Source organism: Chitinilyticum aquatile DSM 21506 (assembly GCF_000430805.1).
GTDB lineage: Bacteria > Pseudomonadota > Gammaproteobacteria > Burkholderiales > Chitinibacteraceae > Chitinilyticum > Chitinilyticum aquatile.
The window spans coordinates 130627-147398 of the sequence record NZ_AUMS01000008.1 but is presented as its reverse complement, the minus strand read 5'-3'; the positions used below and the strand labels follow the sequence as shown (position 1 = coordinate 147398).

Annotated in this window: 13 protein-coding genes; 6 read left to right on the top strand and 7 right to left on the bottom strand. The window is 62.1% G+C overall.

Annotated features, from left to right (window positions below; genetic code table 11):
• Nucleotides 1-30: 30 nt before the first annotated feature.
• Genes hemF through bioA form a run of 3 tightly spaced genes read right to left on the bottom strand, consistent with a single transcriptional unit; the run spans nt 31 to nt 4008 of the window.
• On the bottom strand, nt 31-1059 hold the full coding sequence (hemF, locus tag H559_RS0107380; protein ID WP_162143304.1) for an oxygen-dependent coproporphyrinogen oxidase: 1029 nt from the start codon (nt 1057-1059) through the stop codon (nt 31-33).
• A gap of 55 nt (nt 1060-1114) precedes the next feature.
• The gene (locus H559_RS0107375; protein WP_028452176.1) at nt 1115-2674 is read right to left on the bottom strand and encodes a cyclic-di-GMP receptor FimW-related protein; all 1560 of its coding nucleotides are present in this window, start codon (nt 2672-2674) and stop codon (nt 1115-1117) included.
• Between the two features lie 17 nt (nt 2675-2691).
• Entirely contained in the window at nt 2692-4008 is a 1317-nt protein-coding gene (bioA, locus tag H559_RS19365; RefSeq protein WP_034640151.1) for an adenosylmethionine--8-amino-7-oxononanoate transaminase, read from the bottom strand.
• Between the two features lie 144 nt (nt 4009-4152).
• Here bioA and H559_RS0107365 point away from each other — a divergent pair, with 144 nt between their 5' ends.
• From H559_RS0107365 to groL, 6 genes are all read left to right on the top strand, one after another.
• Nucleotides 4153-5340, top strand: coding sequence for a response regulator transcription factor (locus tag H559_RS0107365; protein WP_028452175.1), 1188 nt, complete (start codon nt 4153-4155; stop codon nt 5338-5340).
• A gap of 193 nt (nt 5341-5533) precedes the next feature.
• Complete coding sequence (locus H559_RS0107360) at nt 5534-6691, top strand: L,D-transpeptidase family protein (protein ID WP_028452174.1); 1158 nt, start codon at nt 5534-5536, stop codon at nt 6689-6691.
• Between the two features lie 129 nt (nt 6692-6820).
• Nucleotides 6821-8449, top strand: a complete 1629-nt coding sequence (locus H559_RS0107355) for a methyl-accepting chemotaxis protein (RefSeq protein WP_051279057.1) — start codon at nt 6821-6823, stop codon at nt 8447-8449.
• A 246-nt stretch (nt 8450-8695) separates the two neighbouring features.
• Nucleotides 8696-10456, top strand: a complete 1761-nt coding sequence (locus tag H559_RS19360; RefSeq protein ID WP_051279055.1) for a SulP family inorganic anion transporter — start codon at nt 8696-8698, stop codon at nt 10454-10456.
• Between the two features lie 147 nt (nt 10457-10603).
• A complete protein-coding gene (gene groES, locus H559_RS0107345; RefSeq protein WP_028452172.1) occupies nt 10604-10891 on the top strand; it encodes a co-chaperone GroES in 288 nt (95 codons plus the stop codon).
• A gap of 54 nt (nt 10892-10945) precedes the next feature.
• Complete coding sequence (gene groL / locus H559_RS0107340; protein WP_028452171.1) at nt 10946-12583, top strand: chaperonin GroEL; 1638 nt, start codon at nt 10946-10948, stop codon at nt 12581-12583.
• A gap of 201 nt (nt 12584-12784) precedes the next feature.
• Here groL and H559_RS0107335 read toward each other — a convergent pair whose 3' ends face one another.
• Genes H559_RS0107335 through H559_RS0107320 form a run of 4 tightly spaced genes read right to left on the bottom strand, consistent with a single transcriptional unit; the run spans nt 12785 to nt 16724 of the window.
• Complete coding sequence (locus H559_RS0107335) at nt 12785-13606, bottom strand: symmetrical bis(5'-nucleosyl)-tetraphosphatase (protein WP_028452170.1); 822 nt, start codon at nt 13604-13606, stop codon at nt 12785-12787.
• Nucleotides 13607-13664: 58 nt separating this feature from the next.
• The gene (locus H559_RS0107330) at nt 13665-14804 is read right to left on the bottom strand and encodes an ABC transporter permease (RefSeq protein WP_028452169.1); all 1140 of its coding nucleotides are present in this window, start codon (nt 14802-14804) and stop codon (nt 13665-13667) included.
• Nucleotides 14794-15774 (bottom strand): ABC transporter ATP-binding protein, encoded by a 981-nt coding sequence (locus tag H559_RS19355; protein WP_051279053.1) that lies wholly within the window; start codon nt 15772-15774, stop codon nt 14794-14796. Before H559_RS19355 ends, H559_RS0107330 begins: the two co-directional genes overlap by 11 nt.
• Nucleotides 15771-16724 carry an HlyD family secretion protein gene (locus H559_RS0107320; protein ID WP_034640263.1) on the bottom strand — a complete coding sequence of 318 codons (954 nt, stop codon included), beginning with the start codon at nt 16722-16724 and terminating at the stop codon, nt 15771-15773. Before H559_RS0107320 ends, H559_RS19355 begins: the two co-directional genes overlap by 4 nt.
• Nucleotides 16725-16772: the final 48 nt, after the last annotated feature.

Sequence of the window (16772 nt, the reverse complement as noted above, 5' to 3'; positions counted from 1 at the left end):
ACCCAAGAAAATCAAGCTTTCAGCCCGGCTTCATTTTGCGCCGCCACCCAGCCAGTCGCGCTCGCACAGGAAATCGGCCAATAGTGCGGCTTCCGGCGTGCCGGCTTCCGGATGATAGTCGTAGCGCCAGTTCACCACCGGCGGCAGCGACATCAGGATGGATTCGGTGCGCCCGCCCGATTGCAGGCCGAACAGCGTTCCGCGATCGAAGACGAGGTTGAATTCGACGTAGCGACCGCGCCGGTAGGCCTGCCAGTCGCGTTCGCGGCTGCCGTATTCCAGCTCGCGGCGGCGCTCGACAATGGGCGTGTAGGCAGGCAGGAAGGTGTTGCCGACGGCTTGCATCAGCGCAAAGCTGCCGTCAAAGCCCAGTTCGCTGAAATCGTCGAAAAAGACGCCGCCAATGCCGCGCGGCTCGTTGCGGTGCTTCAGGAAGAAGTAGCGGTCGCACCAGGCCTTGAAATCGGGGTAGTAGCGCGCGCCAAACGGGTCGAGTGCGTCCTTGCAGGTCTGGTGGAAATGGATGGCATCGGTCTCGTGGCCGTAGTAGGGCGTCAAATCCATGCCGCCGCCAAACCAGAAAATCGGCTGTGATTGCGGGGCTGCGCCGGCGTTGGCAGCGTCAGCCTCTCCTCGCAATACACTCTGGTATTGCTGCGTCGCTGCTTCCTTGCCGCCTTGGCTCGCCTCCGCATTCTTTGCCGATTTATCGTTAACCGGATGAGCGATGAACATGCGCACATTCATGTGCACGGTCGGGATGTAGGGATTGCGCGGGTGCAGCACCAGCGACACGCCCATGGCCTCGAAGCTGCGCCCGGCCAGCTCGGGGCGATGTGCCGAGGCCGAAGGTGGCAGCTTGTCGCCCGTCACGTGCGAGAAATTCACGCCGCCGCGCTCGAACAGCTGTCCGCCTTCGATGACGCGGGTGACGCCGCCACCACCGCCGGGGCGTTCCCAGCTGTCGGTATGGAAGCATCCGCCATCAAGTTGTTCGAGGGTGGCAACAATGTTCTGCTGCAGTGTGAGCAGGTAATCCTTGACTTGCAGGGTATTCACTTGAAATCCATTATTTATAAGAGCTGCAGGGGTATACCCCGCTAGATATCCGGCTTCAGCTTTCGGAGGGCTGGAATTCGAACAGATCGTAGCCCATCTGCTGCTCGCACAGGCGGTTGCCGCGCACGCGTTGCTCGCCGTCGCTGTTGACCAGAATCAGTTCGCGCAGCGGGGTGTAGACGCCCTTGCTGGCGGCGATGCGCGCCGGCTGTTTCAGTGCCGGAATTTCCGGCAGCAGGAGGGCGGGCAGGAAGGGCAGGTGCTCGGCGCCGATGCTGGGCCGCAAGAGCAGCGGGACGGCACGGGCTGAGAGGACCTGCAGGCCCATTTCGATGGCGCCATCTTCATGCTGCTGCAGCCAGCGGATCGAGCAGGCCAGCCAGCCTGCATCGACGCCACTGCGCAGCGCGACGATTTCGCCGGCGCGCAGGCGCTCGCTGGGCGAGGTGTCCAGGCGGATGGCATAGCCCCCCGGGCTTTCGTTGATAACGTGCCAGCTGCTCAGCAGCAGGTCATCCGCGTGCGGCTGTGTGCTGTCCGGCGTGCTGCCGTCGGCCAGCTGCACGGGGATGGCCTGGCCATTGTTGAGAATGAAGGTGGCTGCGCGCAGACCGGCGGCAAGCTCGACGAGCGACTCGGCGGGGATGCGCTGATACAGCCGTTGCGGCGTGATGGTCCACTGCCGTGCCACGCGGCGCACCAGCTCCAGCCAGGCCAGCACCTTGCCGCGGTCGCTGGCCGTGGGGGCTTTCGCTTCGATGCCCTGTTCGACCCGTCTGAGCTTGTGCTCCAGCTCGTGCGTGTCGAGCAGAATCAGCTTGCCGTCCGAGAGTTCGATGTGGCGGGTGCCGATGAATTGTGCGGGTTTGTCGGTTTCCAGCTCGATCAGGAAAAAGCCGGGAGCATTGCTGAGCTTGGTGACTGGCTGGAAATGCGCCAGATGCGCGTAGCTTTCGGTGAGTTCCAGCACCTTTTCGACTTCCGGTCCGGCGAAGCGCAAGGGGTCAGCGAGTGCCAGCATCAAGAGGCGCTTGTACATGCCGGCAATGCAGCGCTCGGCGCCGTTTTCCTTGGGTTCGTCGAGATAGCGTCCTTCAACGCCGAGCAGGAACATCTGGTGTGCGTCATGCCAGACGCCCGGTGGCAGCGTCATGTAGAGCCGGCAGCTTACCTGGTAGAGTCGCCAGTAGCAGTGCAGTACCGCCAGTACGAAGCCGGGCAGGATCTTGCCGTTGTTCAGCACAAAACGTTTTTCGCTGCGGTCGAACAGCGCACGTTTCCAGCCGATGGCCAGCTCCAGCCACAGATTGCGCACCAGTTGTGCAGCGGCCCGCGCGGCATCTTTCAGCGGCAGGCCGCTGGCGGCATAGCACAGCTCGAAACTGCCCGAGAGCAGTTCGAGCGTGGTCTGGTATTCGTTCAGCAGCCTGGCGCGTTCGTCCGGGTCGAGCTTGATGCGGTTGAGCGTACTCAGCGCATCGTTGATCTGGCGGCCTGCCTCCTGCACATTGCCGGTCGGCAGCGCGATGAGCCATTCCTTCAGCTTTTTCGGATTGGTCTCGGCCGAGCCGTTCAATGCGGGGTCGTAGTCGGGCAGGGAAAGCTGCAGGGGCATAATGGGTGGGTCGCAGGTCAGTCGTTCAGTACGGCATCCAGCGCCGCACGGGTGCCGCGGGCCAGAAATGCCGCGTCGCTGTCATCCAGTATATAGGGTGGCATGAAGTACAGGGTAGACCCTATCGGCCGCAGCAGGATGCCCTGTTGCAGACTTGCCAGATAGAGCTTGCGGGCGAAGCCTTCCGGTGCAGCGCTGACATCGCCGGCCCAGATCATGCCTTGCTGGCGCCAGTTCCGGATGCGCGGATGTGCGGCCAGGTCAGCAAAGGGGCCTTCCGACCAGCGTGCCGCCTTGTCCCGGTTGCGGGCAATCACGTCATCGCTGCGGAAAATCGCCAGCGTGGCCAGGGCGGCCGCGCAGGCGAGCGGGTTGCCCGTGTAGGAGTGCGAATGCAGGAAAGCGCGCGCGCTGCTGTCATCATAAAAGGCGGTATAGATCGCATCGGTACACAGCACAACGGCTAGCGGCAGATACCCCCCGGTAATGCCCTTGGACAGGCAGATCAGGTCCGGGCGGATGCCGGCCTGCTCGCAGGCGAACAGTGTGCCGGTGCGGCCAAAGCCGACAGCGATTTCATCGGCGATCAGCAGCACCTGATAGCGGTCGCACAGTTCGCGCGCGCGTGTCAGGTAGAGCGGGTCGTACATCGCCATGCCGGCTGCACCCTGCACCAGCGGTTCGACGATCACCGCCGCAATCTCGCTGTGATGTGCGGCGAGCGTTGTTTCCAGTGCCTGCGCGGCGCGTTCGGCCACATCCCGGGCGCTTTCGCCGGCTTCGGCGCGGCGAGCGTCCGGGCTCATGACTATGAAATTGTCGCGTACCAGCGGCGCATAGGCGCTGCGGAAGATGGGCACGTCGGTAACGGACAGCGCGCCCAGCGTTTCGCCGTGGTAGCTGTCCTGCAGATACACAAACCGCGATTTCTGCGGCTGGCCGAGGTTGCGCCAGTAGTGCGCTGCCATTTTCAGTGCGATTTCCGTGGCCGAGGCGCCGTCCGAGCCGTAGAAGGCATGGCCCAGCCCGGTCAGCTCGCCCAGCTGTTCCGAGAGCGCCACCACCGGCTCGTGCGTGAAGCCGGCCAGCATCACATGCTCGATGCGGTCGAGCTGCTCGCGGATGGCTGCCTTGATGCGCGGCTCGTTATGGCCGAACAGGTTGACCCACCAGCTCGACACAGCGTCCAGATAACGCCGTCCGTCGGAATCCTGCAGCCAGACACCTTCGCCGCCGGCAATCGGTAACAGGGGCAGTGTTTCATGGTGCTTCATCTGCGTGCAGGGGTGCCAGACCGCAGCAAGGCTGCGGGAAAGCAGCGAATTCGTGTTCATGCTTCTACTCCGTGTGGATGGTGATTCTCGCATGAGGGCTGGGACGAGCGACAGCCTTGCGGCACTTCCCGCCTTAGCGCGGTCTTGACATGCTTTTTTGAAAAGTAAGAATAAATTGTGTTTCAAGAAAGAGCGGAGAAGGTCATGGGCAAACAGATTCTGGTGGTGGACGATGCGCGGCAAACCGGTGCGCTGATTGCCGACAGTCTGGCGGGATTGGGCGAGCTGAGCGTGGCGGCATCGCCGGCTGCGGCACTGCAGGATCTGGCCGAGCTCAAGCCGGCGATCGTGCTGCTGAGCACCGAGCTGCACGCCGGCGATTGTCACGAGCTGTGCCGCATCATGCGGCGCGCCCGGCCCGACACGCGGATTCTCTTCATCAATCATCATGCGGGAGAAAGCAGCGAGCAGGCGCGGCTGGATGCCTATCTGGCCGGTGCGGATGACTATCTGGGCGCGCCATTCAATCTCGAAGAACTGCAGCGCAAGGTCGAGCTGCTGCTGCGCATCAATGAAGACGCCGAGCGCCTGCAGCGTTCGCTGCAGGAAGCCAACGAGGTGGCGCTGCTGGCGATCAGCAACACCAGCGAAATGGGGGGCGTGATCGACTTCATCAAGCGCGCGATGCATTGCATGGATGCCGAGTCGCTGCTGAAGGCGCTGCTCTCGACGCTGTCCAGCCGCTTCAATCTGAAAGCCGCCGCTCAGGTGCGTCTGGAGGGCGAGCAGAAAACCCTGAACACCGAAGGTCGCTCCAGCCCGCTCGAGGCCGAGCTGCTGGCCAAGCACGCCGAAGAAGGGGCGCGCATTTTCCAGTATGGCCACCGGCTGGTGGTGAACTACCCCGGCCTGATCATCCAGGTGAAGGATCTGCCACTGGACGATGAAAGCTACGTCGGCCGGCTGCGCGACCACCTGGCCATCATGGTCGAGGCGGCCGACCACCGCCTGCACGGCATCCGCATCGAAGCGCTGAACCGCCAGCAGAGCGAAATGATCCAGCAATCGCTGCGCCATCTGCGCGACGTGATCGGCATTCTGGAGCAGAACTACAAGTTGCAGCAGTCCAGCACCATGCAGCTGTTCGACAGCATGCGCTACAACCTCGATCCCCTGCTCACCAGCCTGGGTTTGAGTGACCAGCAGGAACGCAGCATCTTGCAGCATATCGACAGCACCGCGCTTGATGCGGCAGCACTTTACGAGGCCGGGCTGATGCTCGACAACCACTTCGACGGCATTCTGGCCGAGTTGTCGTCACTGGTTGCGCGCGAGGTGCCGGCACAAACGCCACAGTCGGCGGATGAGACGAGTGATATTCTTCTCTTTTAGTTTTTGATGGGTATATGACTGCAGCCATTCAGAATAAATGGCTGTGGTCATATACAGCTTGATGTATGTGGCTTGCCAAACCTGATCTGTGCTTACTTGCGCTGTTTACCCTGCAATGGTGCTGCGTAAGTTTCGGGGCTTGCCTACTATGAGGAGTACCCCTTAACCCTCAGGTTCCGATCGGTCATCCGCAATGTTCATCCGTTTCCACCCTCTCGTCGTATCCCTTCTGACACTGTTCCTGCTGCTGCCATTGGCGCGCCTGAATGCAACGCCGCTTGATCTGGTACGTGCTGAAATCAGCCGTCTGCAGGCGGCCCCTGTGGTGGCGCAGACCGTGCTGCCAGCCGGCCCCGCGCTGAAAGAGGGCATGAGCGGCCCTGCTGTTGCACTCCTCAAGCAGCGCCTGCGCGAGCTGGGTTATCCGGCCAATCACAGCGACGAGTTCGATGCCTCGATCACGCTGGCCGTGAAGGACTACCAGAAAGATCAGGGTTTGAAGGAAGATGGCGTAGTCGACCGGCAGACACGCTATAACCTGAACCTCGACAATGCCACCCGGCTCAGGCTGCTGCAGTGGCAGTTGCCGCAGATGGAAGCCCTTGCCGCTAGTGGCGGCGAGCGCTTTGTTGTCGTCAATATCCCCGCTTTCATGCTGACCGCATATGAGGCTGGCCAGCCCGTGCTGCAGTCACGCGTGGTGATCGGCCGGCCTGACCGGCAGACGCCGTTGCTGTCGAGCCAGATCGTTGCCCTGCAGTACAACCCGTCCTGGTCGGCACCGCCGACCGTGGTCAAGAACGACCTGATCAAGCAGGGCCGGCTGGATACCGACAAGTTGCGGCAGAAGAAGCTGGTCATGCTCAATGCCGAGGGCGAGGCCGTTGATCCGGCTGTTGTTGCCGCCGACCCGGAAGCCAATCTGTTTGCCTATCGCTACTACCAGTCGCCCGGTGACCGCAATGCATTGGGCAAGCTCAAATTCGTGCTGACCAGCAGCAACAACATCTATCTGCACGACACGCCGCAGAAAAGCGGCTTCGAGCGCGAAACCCGCACGGCGTCATCCGGCTGTGTGCGTGTACAGCGCTGGGAGGATCTGGCCGGCTGGGTGCTGCAGAAACCGCCGGCCGACGTCATGGCGCGTGTTGCCAAGGGGCGCAGCAGTTATCAGCCACTTGCGGAGCCGGTCAGGGTGTATCTGGTCTACTGGCCGGCCGAGCCGGAAGGCAATGTGTTGCGCTGGCGTGACGATGTGTATGGGCTTTACCTGCGCCCGCAGGGTATCAATGTCGCGTTGCAGTCCCGTCCGGTGACGGCAAAGGCGGGGGGGCGGCTGGTGAGGAACTAGGGACACCAGCGAGTGCTGAGCGAAAGCATCATAAATCCAGTCCCGTCTGCCATAGCCGCACCAGTGCAGTCGGTCTAGACTGGAACCACTTAACTGGCATTACAAGCTGGGCAATTCAGGGAGAGAAAAATGAAAATGCTGTTAACGATGCGGGTGCGTACCCGTCTGCTGCTACTGAGTGCCATTGCACTTTTGGGCATGGTGGTGCTGACCATTCTGGCGCTCTCCAGCGAGCGACAGACCATGATGGAAGACCGCATGGCCAAGGTGCGAACCCAGGTTGAAACCGCTGCCGGCGTGATCGAGCATTACCGCAGTCTCGCCACGGGCGGGCAGATGTCACAGGAAGACGCCCAGAAAGCGGCCGTCGCTGCTCTGCGCAAGGTCCGTTATGACAAGACGGAATACTTTTTCATCTTCGATACCAGCCAGGTTTATCGCCTGATGCCAACCAAGCCCGAGTTCGAGGGGCAGAACAAGGGTGACCTCAAGGATACCAACGGCAAACTGATCCTGAAGGAAATGACGGCTGCCGCGCAGCGTGGGGGCGGCTTTGTCGATTATTACTTCACCAAGCTGGGGTCGGACAAGCCGGAGCCGAAGGTTTCCTATGCCCTGCTGATTCCGGACTGGAACTGGGTTATCGGTACCGGCATTTATGTCGATGATGTCGACCGCGAGTATCGTGAATTGCTGCTGCAGGGTGTGGCAAAACTGGTCGTGCTGGCGTTGATCCTCATCGGGCTGGCCTGGCTGATTACACGCAGCGTGCTGCAGCAGCTGGGCGGCGAGCCGCAGGATGGCATTGCCATCATGCGCCGCGTTGCCGATGGCGATCTGCAGGTGGATATTTCCGCCGCTCCGGCCGGCAGCATGCTGGCCTCGCTGGGCGAGATGGTGAGCGGTTTGCGCGGTATCATGAAACAGGTGCGCGGAGATGCCGAAGTGTTGAGCCGGCAGGCCTCGCAGATTGCCAATTCCAGCCGTGAAATCTCGCTGGCAGCAGGCCGGCAGGCCGATGCCACCACCTCGATGGCGGCCGCGATGGAAGAGCTCACCGTGAGCATCAACCACATTTCCGACAGCTCCGGCATTACCGAGCAGGCCTCGCGCCAGGCCACCGAGCTGGCGCAGACCGGTGTAGGGCAGGTGACTTCTGCGACCAGCACCATGGAAAACATTGCCAGCAGCGTTACCCAGGCCACCGGCCAGATTCGCCAGCTGGATGTGAAAGCGCGCGAAATTTCGGGGATTGCCGCCGTCATCAAGGATATCGCCGGGCAGACCAATCTGCTGGCACTCAATGCGGCGATCGAAGCCGCGCGCGCCGGCGAGCAGGGGCGCGGCTTTGCCGTGGTGGCCGATGAGGTGCGCAAGCTGGCCGAGCGCACGGCCAGCGCAACCATCGATATTGAACAGATGCTCGCCACCATTCAGGGCGAAACCATGACGGTCGCTGGCGTGATGGAAGATGCCATTCCGCAGGTGGAGCGCGGGGTCGAGTTGGCCCGCAATGTGGCTGAATCGCTGGGCCGCATCCACACCGGCGCCGAGGATACCCTCTCGCACCTGCGCGAAGTGTCGGCCGCAACGCGCGAGCAGAGTATCGCCAGCAACAGCATTGCCAGCCGCGTCGAGGACATTTCACAAATGGTGGAAGAAACCAGCACCTCGATTCATCACGCCGCCGAAAACGCCAACGAAGTCGAGCGCATTGCCCGTACGCTCAACGAGCTGGTCAGCCGCTTCCGGGTCTAATGGATTAGAAAGGCGCTCAGCCGCCCGCCAGCAGCTGCGGGCAAGCAGCACAAACCCCGGTTGATGACCGGGGTTTCTTTTTATACATTGCCGCGTATCGAGTTACGGCCTTTCATGCGTAATGGGTGTGGGTGTATACCCTGTGATTTGTTGCGGCAGAGCCATGGCAGTGGCGCGGTGAAACCGTATTGCCTGTTTGCCCGGCAAAAACTGGCTACACTCGAATGAGGGCAATGAGGAGCGAGCATGCAAAGCCGCCTGGGCAGGGAAAAACTGATGGCACTGTGGTCGCAATCCGGGTTGGCCACCCTGCGACGCGACAACCTGCTGGGTGATGCCTTCGCCGGGCTGAGTGTCTGTGTGGTGCTGATTCCGGCCTGCGTGGCCTATGCCGAGCTGGCTGGAATGCCGGCAGAGAGCGGCCTGTATACGGCGCTGGCCGGCATGCTGGTCTACGCGCTCTTTGGCAGTTCGCGACATCTGATTGTGGGGCCGGATGCGGCGCTGGCGCTATTGGTAACGGCTGCAGTCACCCCGCTTGCTGCCGGCAACCCGCTGCAGTATGCCGTGCTGGCCGGCGAGCTGGCCTTGCTGGTAGGCATCCTGATGCTGATTGCTGCCAAGGCGAAGCTGGGTGCGATTGCCGATCTGCTGTCCAAGCCCGTGCTGCTGGGCTTCATGAATGGCGCGGCGCTGATCCTGATCGCCAGCCAGCTTGGCAAGCTTACCGGCCTGCGCCTGCAGCAGGAGGAGTTTTTCCCGCGCATGCTGGAGCTGGCCGGTCGCCTGCCGGAAATCAGGCCGAACACGGCGCTCGTCGGTGGCCTGTCCATCGGGCTGCTGGTCTTGCTGCGCAAGCTGCGCCCGACCTTTCCGGCGGCGCTGCCGGTTTTCGTGCTGGCGATTGCAGTAGCCTATTTCCTCCGGCTGGATCAGCATGGTGTCGCGCTGCTCGGCGCCTTGCCGACCGGCCTGCCGGCGCTGGCTGTGCCGCAGATTTCGCTATCGCAAATCACCACCCTGCTGCCTGCTGCTGCCGGTATTGCCTTGCTGGCGATGCCGGAGGGCATTCTGCTGTCGCGTGCCTTTGCCCGCAAGAATGGCTATGAAATCCAGCCCAACCGCGAACTGGCAGCTCTTGGACTGGCCAATATTGCGGCCAGTTGCTGGCAGGGATTTGCGCTGGGGGCCAGCCAGTCACGTACTGCGATCAATGATCTGGCGGGCTGCAAGTCGGCGTTTTCCGGGCTGGTGGCGGCACTGCTGCTGCTGCTGTTCCTGCTTTTCCTGTCGGATTCGCTGCGCTATCTGCCGGTGACCACGCTCTCGGCCTTGCTGGTGGTGGCCGGCTTCGGTCTCATCGACGTGCGCGACTGGCATGCGATGTACCGGGTCGACCGCACGGCGGCCATGTTTTCGCTGATTACCACGGCTGGCGTGCTGCTGGTGGGGGTATTGCCTGGCATCATTCTCGGCATCATGCTTTCGCTGGCATACCTCATACAGTTCATGGCACGCCCCTTCGATGCGGTGCTCAGCTCGGTGGAAGGGCGCAAGGGCTTTCATGATGCCGGCGATCCGGACATGAGTGGCCATTCGCGCTATCTGCAGGGCCTGCTGGTCTACCGCTTCTATGCACCGCTGCTGTTTGCCAACAGCGGTTTTTTTGTCGAGCGCATCAGCCGGCTGGTGGCCGATGACGGTGATACGCGCTGGGTGCTGATCGACGCGCAGGCCATCACCTTTCTGGATGTGACGGCTGCCGAGCAATTACTACAGCTTAACCGCCAGCTGGAAGAGGCCGGCATCGATCTCAAGTTTGCCCGCTGCAACCGGCCGCTGCGCGAGGCGCTCGACCGCTATGGCGTCACCATGGCCATCGGTGCCGACAGTTTTTTCAATCACGTCCATGATGCGATCGACACCTACCGTCAATTGCACCCCGATGTCGGGCCCGAGCTTGCGCCGACGCTGGGCTGGGATGGCATCGAGCGCCGCAGCGCCTGAGTGAAAATTTGCGCTTTCGCCTCTTGAAAAGCGGAAAACCCGCCCATATCATTGGCACTCGTTAGCCGAGAGTGCTAACTGCCCGAATCAAATCATTGATTTGCAAGCTTTTACCATTCTCACCTCATTCATCAGGAGAGTAAGACCATGAAAATTCGTCCCTTGCATGACCGCGTCGTGATCAAGCGCGTTGAAGCAGAAGAAAAGACCGCCTCCGGCATCGTGCTGCCGGGCGCTGCTGCCGAAAAGCCGGACATGGGCGAAGTCGTTGCCGTGGGCACTGGCAAGCTGCTGGATGACGGCACCGTGCGTGCCCTGTCGGTCAAGGTTGGCGACAAGGTTATCCTCGGCAAGTACAGCGGTCAGACCGTGAAGCTGGATGGCGAAGAACTGACCGTCCTGCGCGAAGAAGACATCTTCGCCGTTGTTGAATAATCGAGCGCATCCGCTCTTCAACACGTTTTTTTACCGAATACGGAGTAATTGAAAATGGCTGCAAAAGAAGTTCTGTTTGGCGACAACGCCCGTGCCAAGATGGTTAATGGCGTTAACGTACTGGCTAACGCGGTTAAGGTAACCCTGGGCCCGAAGGGCCGTAACGTGGTTCTGGATCGCTCCTTCGGCGCGCCGACCATCACCAAGGATGGTGTTTCCGTTGCCAAGGAAATCGAACTGGAAGACAAGTTCGAAAACATGGGCGCCCAGCTGGTGAAGGAAGTGGCTTCCAAGACTTCCGACATCGCCGGTGACGGTACCACTACCGCCACTGTTCTGGCTCAGGCCATCGTTCAGGAAGGCATGAAGTACGTTGCTGCCGGCTTCAACCCGACCGATCTGAAGCGCGGTATCGACAAGGCTGTCGTGGCGCTGGTTGGCGAGCTGAAGAACATCGCCAAGCCGACCACCACCTCCAAGGAAATCGCCCAGGTTGGTTCCATCTCCGCCAACTCCGACGCTGACGTTGGCCAGATTATCGCCGACGCGATGGACAAGGTCGGCAAGGAAGGCGTCATCACCGTTGAAGACGGCAAGAGCCTGAACAACGAGCTGGACGTGGTTGAAGGCATGCAATTCGACCGCGGCTACCTGTCCCCGTACTTCATCAACAATCCGGACAAGCAGATTGCTGCCCTGGAAAACCCGTTCGTGCTGCTGTTCGACAAGAAGATCAGCAACATCCGCGATCTGCTGCCGGTACTGGAACAAGTTGCCAAGGCTGGCCGTCCGCTGCTGATCATCGCCGAAGACGTGGACGGTGAAGCGCTGGCCACTCTGGTTGTGAACAACATCCGCGGCATCCTGAAGACTGTTGCCGTCAAGGCTCCGGGCTTTGGCGACCGTCGCAAGGCCATGCTGGAAGACATCGCCATCCTGACCGGCGGTACCGTGATTGCCGAAGAAGTCGGCCTGACCCTGGAAAAGGCTACTCTTGACCAGCTCGGTCGCGCTGCGCGCATCGAAGTGGGCAAGGAAAACACCACCATCATCGACGGCGCTGGCGCTGAAGATGCCATCAAGGCGCGTGTTGCCACCATCCGCAAGCAAATCGACGAAGCCACCAGCGATTACGACCGTGAAAAGCTGCAAGAGCGCGTGGCCAAGCTGGCCGGCGGTGTTGCCGTGATCAAGGTCGGCGCTGCGACCGAAGTCGAAATGAAGGAAAAGAAGGCGCGCGTGGAAGATGCACTGCACGCGACTCGCGCTGCCGTGGAAGAAGGCATTGTGGCCGGTGGTGGCGTTGCCCTGCTGCGCGCCCGCGCCAACCTCGGTGAAGTGGCGACTTCCAACCACGACCAGGAGCAGGGCGTGAAGATCGTCCTGAAGGCCATCGAAGCCCCGCTGCGCCAGATCGTGGCCAACGCCGGCGACGAGCCGTCTGTTGTCATCAACAACGTACTGGCTGGCAAGGGCAACTACGGCTACAACGCCGCCACCGGTGAATACGGTGACATGGTTGAGCAGGGCGTGCTGGATCCGGCCAAGGTAACCCGCTCCGCACTGCAACACGCCGCATCGATTGCCGGCCTGCTGCTGACCACCGACTGCATGGTGGCCGAGCTGCCGAAGAAGGATGCACCGGCGATGCCGGACATGGGTGGCATGGGCGGCATGGGCGGCATGATGTAATTGCCGGTCAGACCGACCTGAAACGCCAGCTGTAGTACATGCAGCAAACGACAACGCCACCTTCGGGTGGCGTTGTCGTTTTTGCATCTGTGTTCACCAGTTTTTGATCAGGCAGTCTGTCCAATTGCTGCTTTAGTAAATGGGTATGAGTCTGTAGTCCTTTGAATACAAGGGTTGTGGAAATATACGTCTAGCGGTTGTTTAATCGCTGATCGCCTGATAGATGCGCTTGGCAGGTGTCTGGATCAGCATGCCGCTTTCCAGATTCATCCCCACCAGCATGCCGCCCCAGACGCAGCCGGCGTCCAGTGCGATGATTTCCGGTGTGACCTTGATGCCGAGTGCTGACCAGTGGCCGAACAGCACCGGCTTATCCAGCAGCTGGCGCTGTGGCCAGGTGAACCACGGCAGGTAGCCGGCATCCGCCCGGTCGCCCTTGAAGGCCATGGCGAGTTCGCCGCCGGCATTGATGAAGCGCATGCGGGTAAAGGCATTCACGGTGAAGCGCGAACGGCTGACCGGCTGTTTGCGCGCGGTTTCCCAGTCGGACGGGCTGCTGCCATACATGTCGGAGAGCAGGCTGCGGTACGAGGGGCCGGCCAGCTGTTCTTCGACGCGGCGCGCTTCCGTGCGGGCTTCATCCAGCGACCAGCCCGGCCAGATGCCGGCGTGGCAGAGCAGGTAGTCGGGCAGTTCGATCAAAAGTGGCTGGCAGCGCAGCCAGTGCATCAGCACATCGGCATCCGGCGCGGTGAAGACATTGAGTGTGGAATCATCGGGTTTGCGGCTGGTCGCCTGCGCCCAGCAGGCCAGCAGATGCAGGTCGTGATTGCCGAGCACTACCCGCGTGCAATGCTGGTGGGCCACTACCCAGCGCAATACTTCCAGCGATTTCGGCCCGCGGCTGACCAGATCGCCCAGCAGGTAGAGGCGATCATGCTCGGGGTCGAAGCGGATGCGGGCCAGCAGGCTGATGAATTCGTCGAAACAGCCTTGCAGGTCGCCGATTGCATAACGGGCCATGCCGGATCGCCTTTGCTTGAACGGGGTCGGAGGGGCAGGATAAAACCGCGAAGGTCACCTAGTCCAGCGTGCGGCGGTAGAAGGTGACGGCAAGCCCCATCAGCAGCACGGTAAACAACAGTAGCGGCCAGATGTCGGGCCACAATTCCCCCCAATGGCTGCCTTTGAGCAGAATGCCGCGGATCAGCCGGTTGAAATGCGTGAGCGGCAGGACTTCGCCGATCACCTGCGCCCAGCCCGGCATGCCGCGGAACGGGAACATGAAGCCGGAAAGCAGGATGCTGGGCAGGAAATAGAAAATGGTGAGCTGCATCGCCTGCAGCTGGTTGCCCGCCAGCGACGAGAGCGTGATGCCCACGGTGAGGTTGGCGGCGATGAAGAGCAGCGCCACCAGATACACCGCCAGCACGCTGCCGACAAAGGGCACGTGAAACACCCAGTGCGCCGCCAGCAGGATGATCGTGCTCTGCACCATGCCGATGGCGACGTAGGGAATGATCTTGCCGCTGATGACTTCCAGCGGCCGCACCGGCGTGGCCAGCAGGTTTTCCATCGTGCCGCGCTCGCGCTCGCGCGTCATGGCAAGCCCCGTCATCATCACCATCGTCAGTGTCAGCACCACGCCCATCAGGCCGGGAACGACGTTGTACTGCGTGTTGTTTTCCGGGTTGTAGAGGCGGTGGACCATCACGCTGAATGGCGCCGGCTGCGGTGCAAGCGCACTGAGCGGCCCGGCCAGCGTTTCCCGGCTGACCTGCTCGACGATGGGGTTGAGCGCCGCCAGCGCCATGCCGGGGGCCAGCGGGTCGCTGGCGTCCGTATCCAGCAGCAGCGCCGGCTGTTCGCCGCGTACCAGCTGCCGGCTGAAATCGGGCGGGATGTGCAGCACGAATACGGCCTGTCCGCCGCGCAGCATCCGGTCGGCGCTGGCTGCATCGGGCAGCGTACCCTCGACACGGAAATAGCTGGACGTCTGCAGTGCGCTCACAAGGCGCCGGCTGAATTCGCTGTGGTCGCCGCTCACCACATAGGTGGGCAGATTGCGCGGATCGGTGTTGATGGCATAGCCGAACAGCGCCATCTGCACGATGGGCAGGCCGATGATCATGGCAAAGGTGAGCCGGTCGCGCCGCAGCTGCAGAAACTCTTTCAGGACGATGGCCCACCAGCGTGTCCAGCTGAAGCGTTCAGCGGCCATCCGTCGCCTCCGCCGGCTGGTCGGGGGCGCGCTGCGTCCAATCGGTGATGCCTTGCGTCTGATCTGTGATGCTTTGCATCAGGTGGATGAAAACATCCTCCAGCCCGGTCGGGATGCGCTGCAGGGTCAGCTGGTCTTGTGCGCAGGCGGCCTGCAGGCTGGCTGACAACAGCGCCTCGTTGCGGCCGCTGACGTGCAGCGCGCTGCCGAAAATCACGGTCTGCTCGACGCCGGGCAGGTGCTGCAGTCTGGCCATTTCCCGGTTGAGTGCTGCGCCGCTGACCTGCCAGGTATGCAGGGCCTGCCCGGCGATGATGCTGGCGGCGCTGCCCTGGGCCAGCAACTGCCCCCAGGCAATGTAGGCCAGCTTGTGGCAGCGCTCAGCCTCGTCCATGTAATGTGTGCTGACCAGTACCGAGATGCCGCTGGCTGCGAGCCGGTGCAGCTCTTCCCAGAAATCGCGCCGGGCCGACGGGTCGACGCCGGCGGTAGGTTCGTCAAGCAGCAGCAGTTCGGGTTCGTGCAGCATGCAGGCGGCCAGTGCCAGGCGCTGTTTCCAGCCGCCCGAGAGCGTGCCGGCGAGCTGGCTGGCGCGGCTGCAGAGCCCCAGCCGTTCCAGTGCCGCATCGACCTGCCGGCGGCGTTGCGGCAGCTGGTAGAGGCGGGCGAAGAAATCGAGGTTCTCGCGGATGCTCAGATCATCCCAGAAGGAAAACTTCTGCGTCATGTAGCCGGTGCGGCGCTTGATTTCCCGGTGCTCGCGCAGCAGGTCGAAGCCCAGGCACTGGCCGTGGCCGGAATCCGGCGTGAGCAGGCCGCAGAGCATGCGGATCGACGTGGTCTTGCCGCTGCCGTTCGGCCCGAGAAAACCGAAAATCTCGCCGCGGCCGATCTGCAGGTTCAGGTCCTTGACCACATGGCGCGCGCCGAAATGCTTGTTCAGCCCCGCGACATCGATTGCCAGTGTCATGGCGCGCTGACCTCGACCGGCTGTCCGGGATGGAGGCTGACTGCCTCGGACGCTGCTGGCGTCGCTTCGACACGGAAGACCAGACGGTGGCGGCTCTCATTGCTGTAGATCACCGGCGGGTTGTACTCCGCAACCGGAGAAATGAAAGTAACTTTTACAGGTATTGGTTTGGAGCCATTCTGTTGTGTGGCTTGCAGCTGCATACCTTGCTGCAGCTTGCCAAGCTCCGCTTCCGGAACAAAAAAGCGCAGCAGGATGTTGCCTGGCGGCAGCAGCTTCACCACCGGCTTGCCGGCCGCCACCCATTCGCCGCTCCGATACAGCGTGTCGATCACGCGCGCATCCTGCGTGCTGCGCACGGCTTTCTGCTGCAGCTGCCACTGCGCCTGGGCAAGCAGGGCCCGCTGTGCTCTTGCCTGTGCTTCCTGTGCGCGGATCTGCTCATCGCGCGCGGCAAGCTGTGCGACTTTCAGTTGTGCCTGCACGGCATCGCGCCGCGCCAGAGCAACGGCGAGGGCGGTCGCACTATCGTCGGCGTTTTCTTTGGGAAGTGCATTGTCGCGGACCAGCTCGGCATGGCGAGTCGCCTTGCTGCGGGCATTGGCGAGTTCGCTCTCGGCTTCGCGCAATTGTGCCCGGATCACATCGAGTTCGGGCGGGCGCTTGCCCTCGCGCAGATCGGCCAGAGTGGCCTCTGCCGCTGCCAGCTGGGCGCTGGCCTGCGCCGCCAGCGCGGCCTCCGGCTGGGCGTCGAGTACAAACAGCGGGGCGCTGGCGCTGACGTTCTGGCCGCGCTGCACGTGCAGTTTATCCAGCCGGCCGGCCTGCGAGGTGGCCACGTACACATAATCACCTTCGACATAGCCCTGAAAGGCGGCGGATGGCGCGGGCGAGCAGGCACCGAGCAGGAGTGGCAAGGCAAGAAGCGGGGCAAGCAGCAGGCGGTGCATGGCGTATCCGGCGGGGCGAGGCACGGTAGCAGTGTAGCGCTTGCGGTT

Bases quoted from the DNA above. Each gene is read 5' to 3' on its own strand.
- groES (WP_028452172.1), top strand. From the start codon at position 10,604: ATGAAAATTCGTCCCTTGCATGACCGCGTCGTGATCAAGCGCGTTGAA.
- H559_RS0107365 (WP_028452175.1), top strand. From the start codon at position 4,153: ATGGGCAAACAGATTCTGGTGGTGGACGATGCGCGGCAAACCGGTGCG.
- H559_RS0107360 (WP_028452174.1), top strand. From the start codon at position 5,534: ATGTTCATCCGTTTCCACCCTCTCGTCGTATCCCTTCTGACACTGTTC.
- bioA (WP_034640151.1), bottom strand. From the start codon at position 4,008: ATGAACACGAATTCGCTGCTTTCCCGCAGCCTTGCTGCGGTCTGGCAC.
- H559_RS0107330 (WP_028452169.1), bottom strand. From the start codon at position 14,804: ATGGCCGCTGAACGCTTCAGCTGGACACGCTGGTGGGCCATCGTCCTG.
- H559_RS0107320 (WP_034640263.1), bottom strand. From the start codon at position 16,724: ATGCACCGCCTGCTGCTTGCCCCGCTTCTTGCCTTGCCACTCCTGCTC.
- H559_RS19360 (WP_051279055.1), top strand. From the start codon at position 8,696: ATGCAAAGCCGCCTGGGCAGGGAAAAACTGATGGCACTGTGGTCGCAA.
- H559_RS19355 (WP_051279053.1), bottom strand. From the start codon at position 15,774: ATGACACTGGCAATCGATGTCGCGGGGCTGAACAAGCATTTCGGCGCG.
- H559_RS0107375 (WP_028452176.1), bottom strand. From the start codon at position 2,674: ATGCCCCTGCAGCTTTCCCTGCCCGACTACGACCCCGCATTGAACGGC.
- groL (WP_028452171.1), top strand. From the start codon at position 10,946: ATGGCTGCAAAAGAAGTTCTGTTTGGCGACAACGCCCGTGCCAAGATG.
- H559_RS0107355 (WP_051279057.1), top strand. From the start codon at position 6,821: ATGAAAATGCTGTTAACGATGCGGGTGCGTACCCGTCTGCTGCTACTG.
- H559_RS0107335 (WP_028452170.1), bottom strand. From the start codon at position 13,606: ATGGCCCGTTATGCAATCGGCGACCTGCAAGGCTGTTTCGACGAATTC.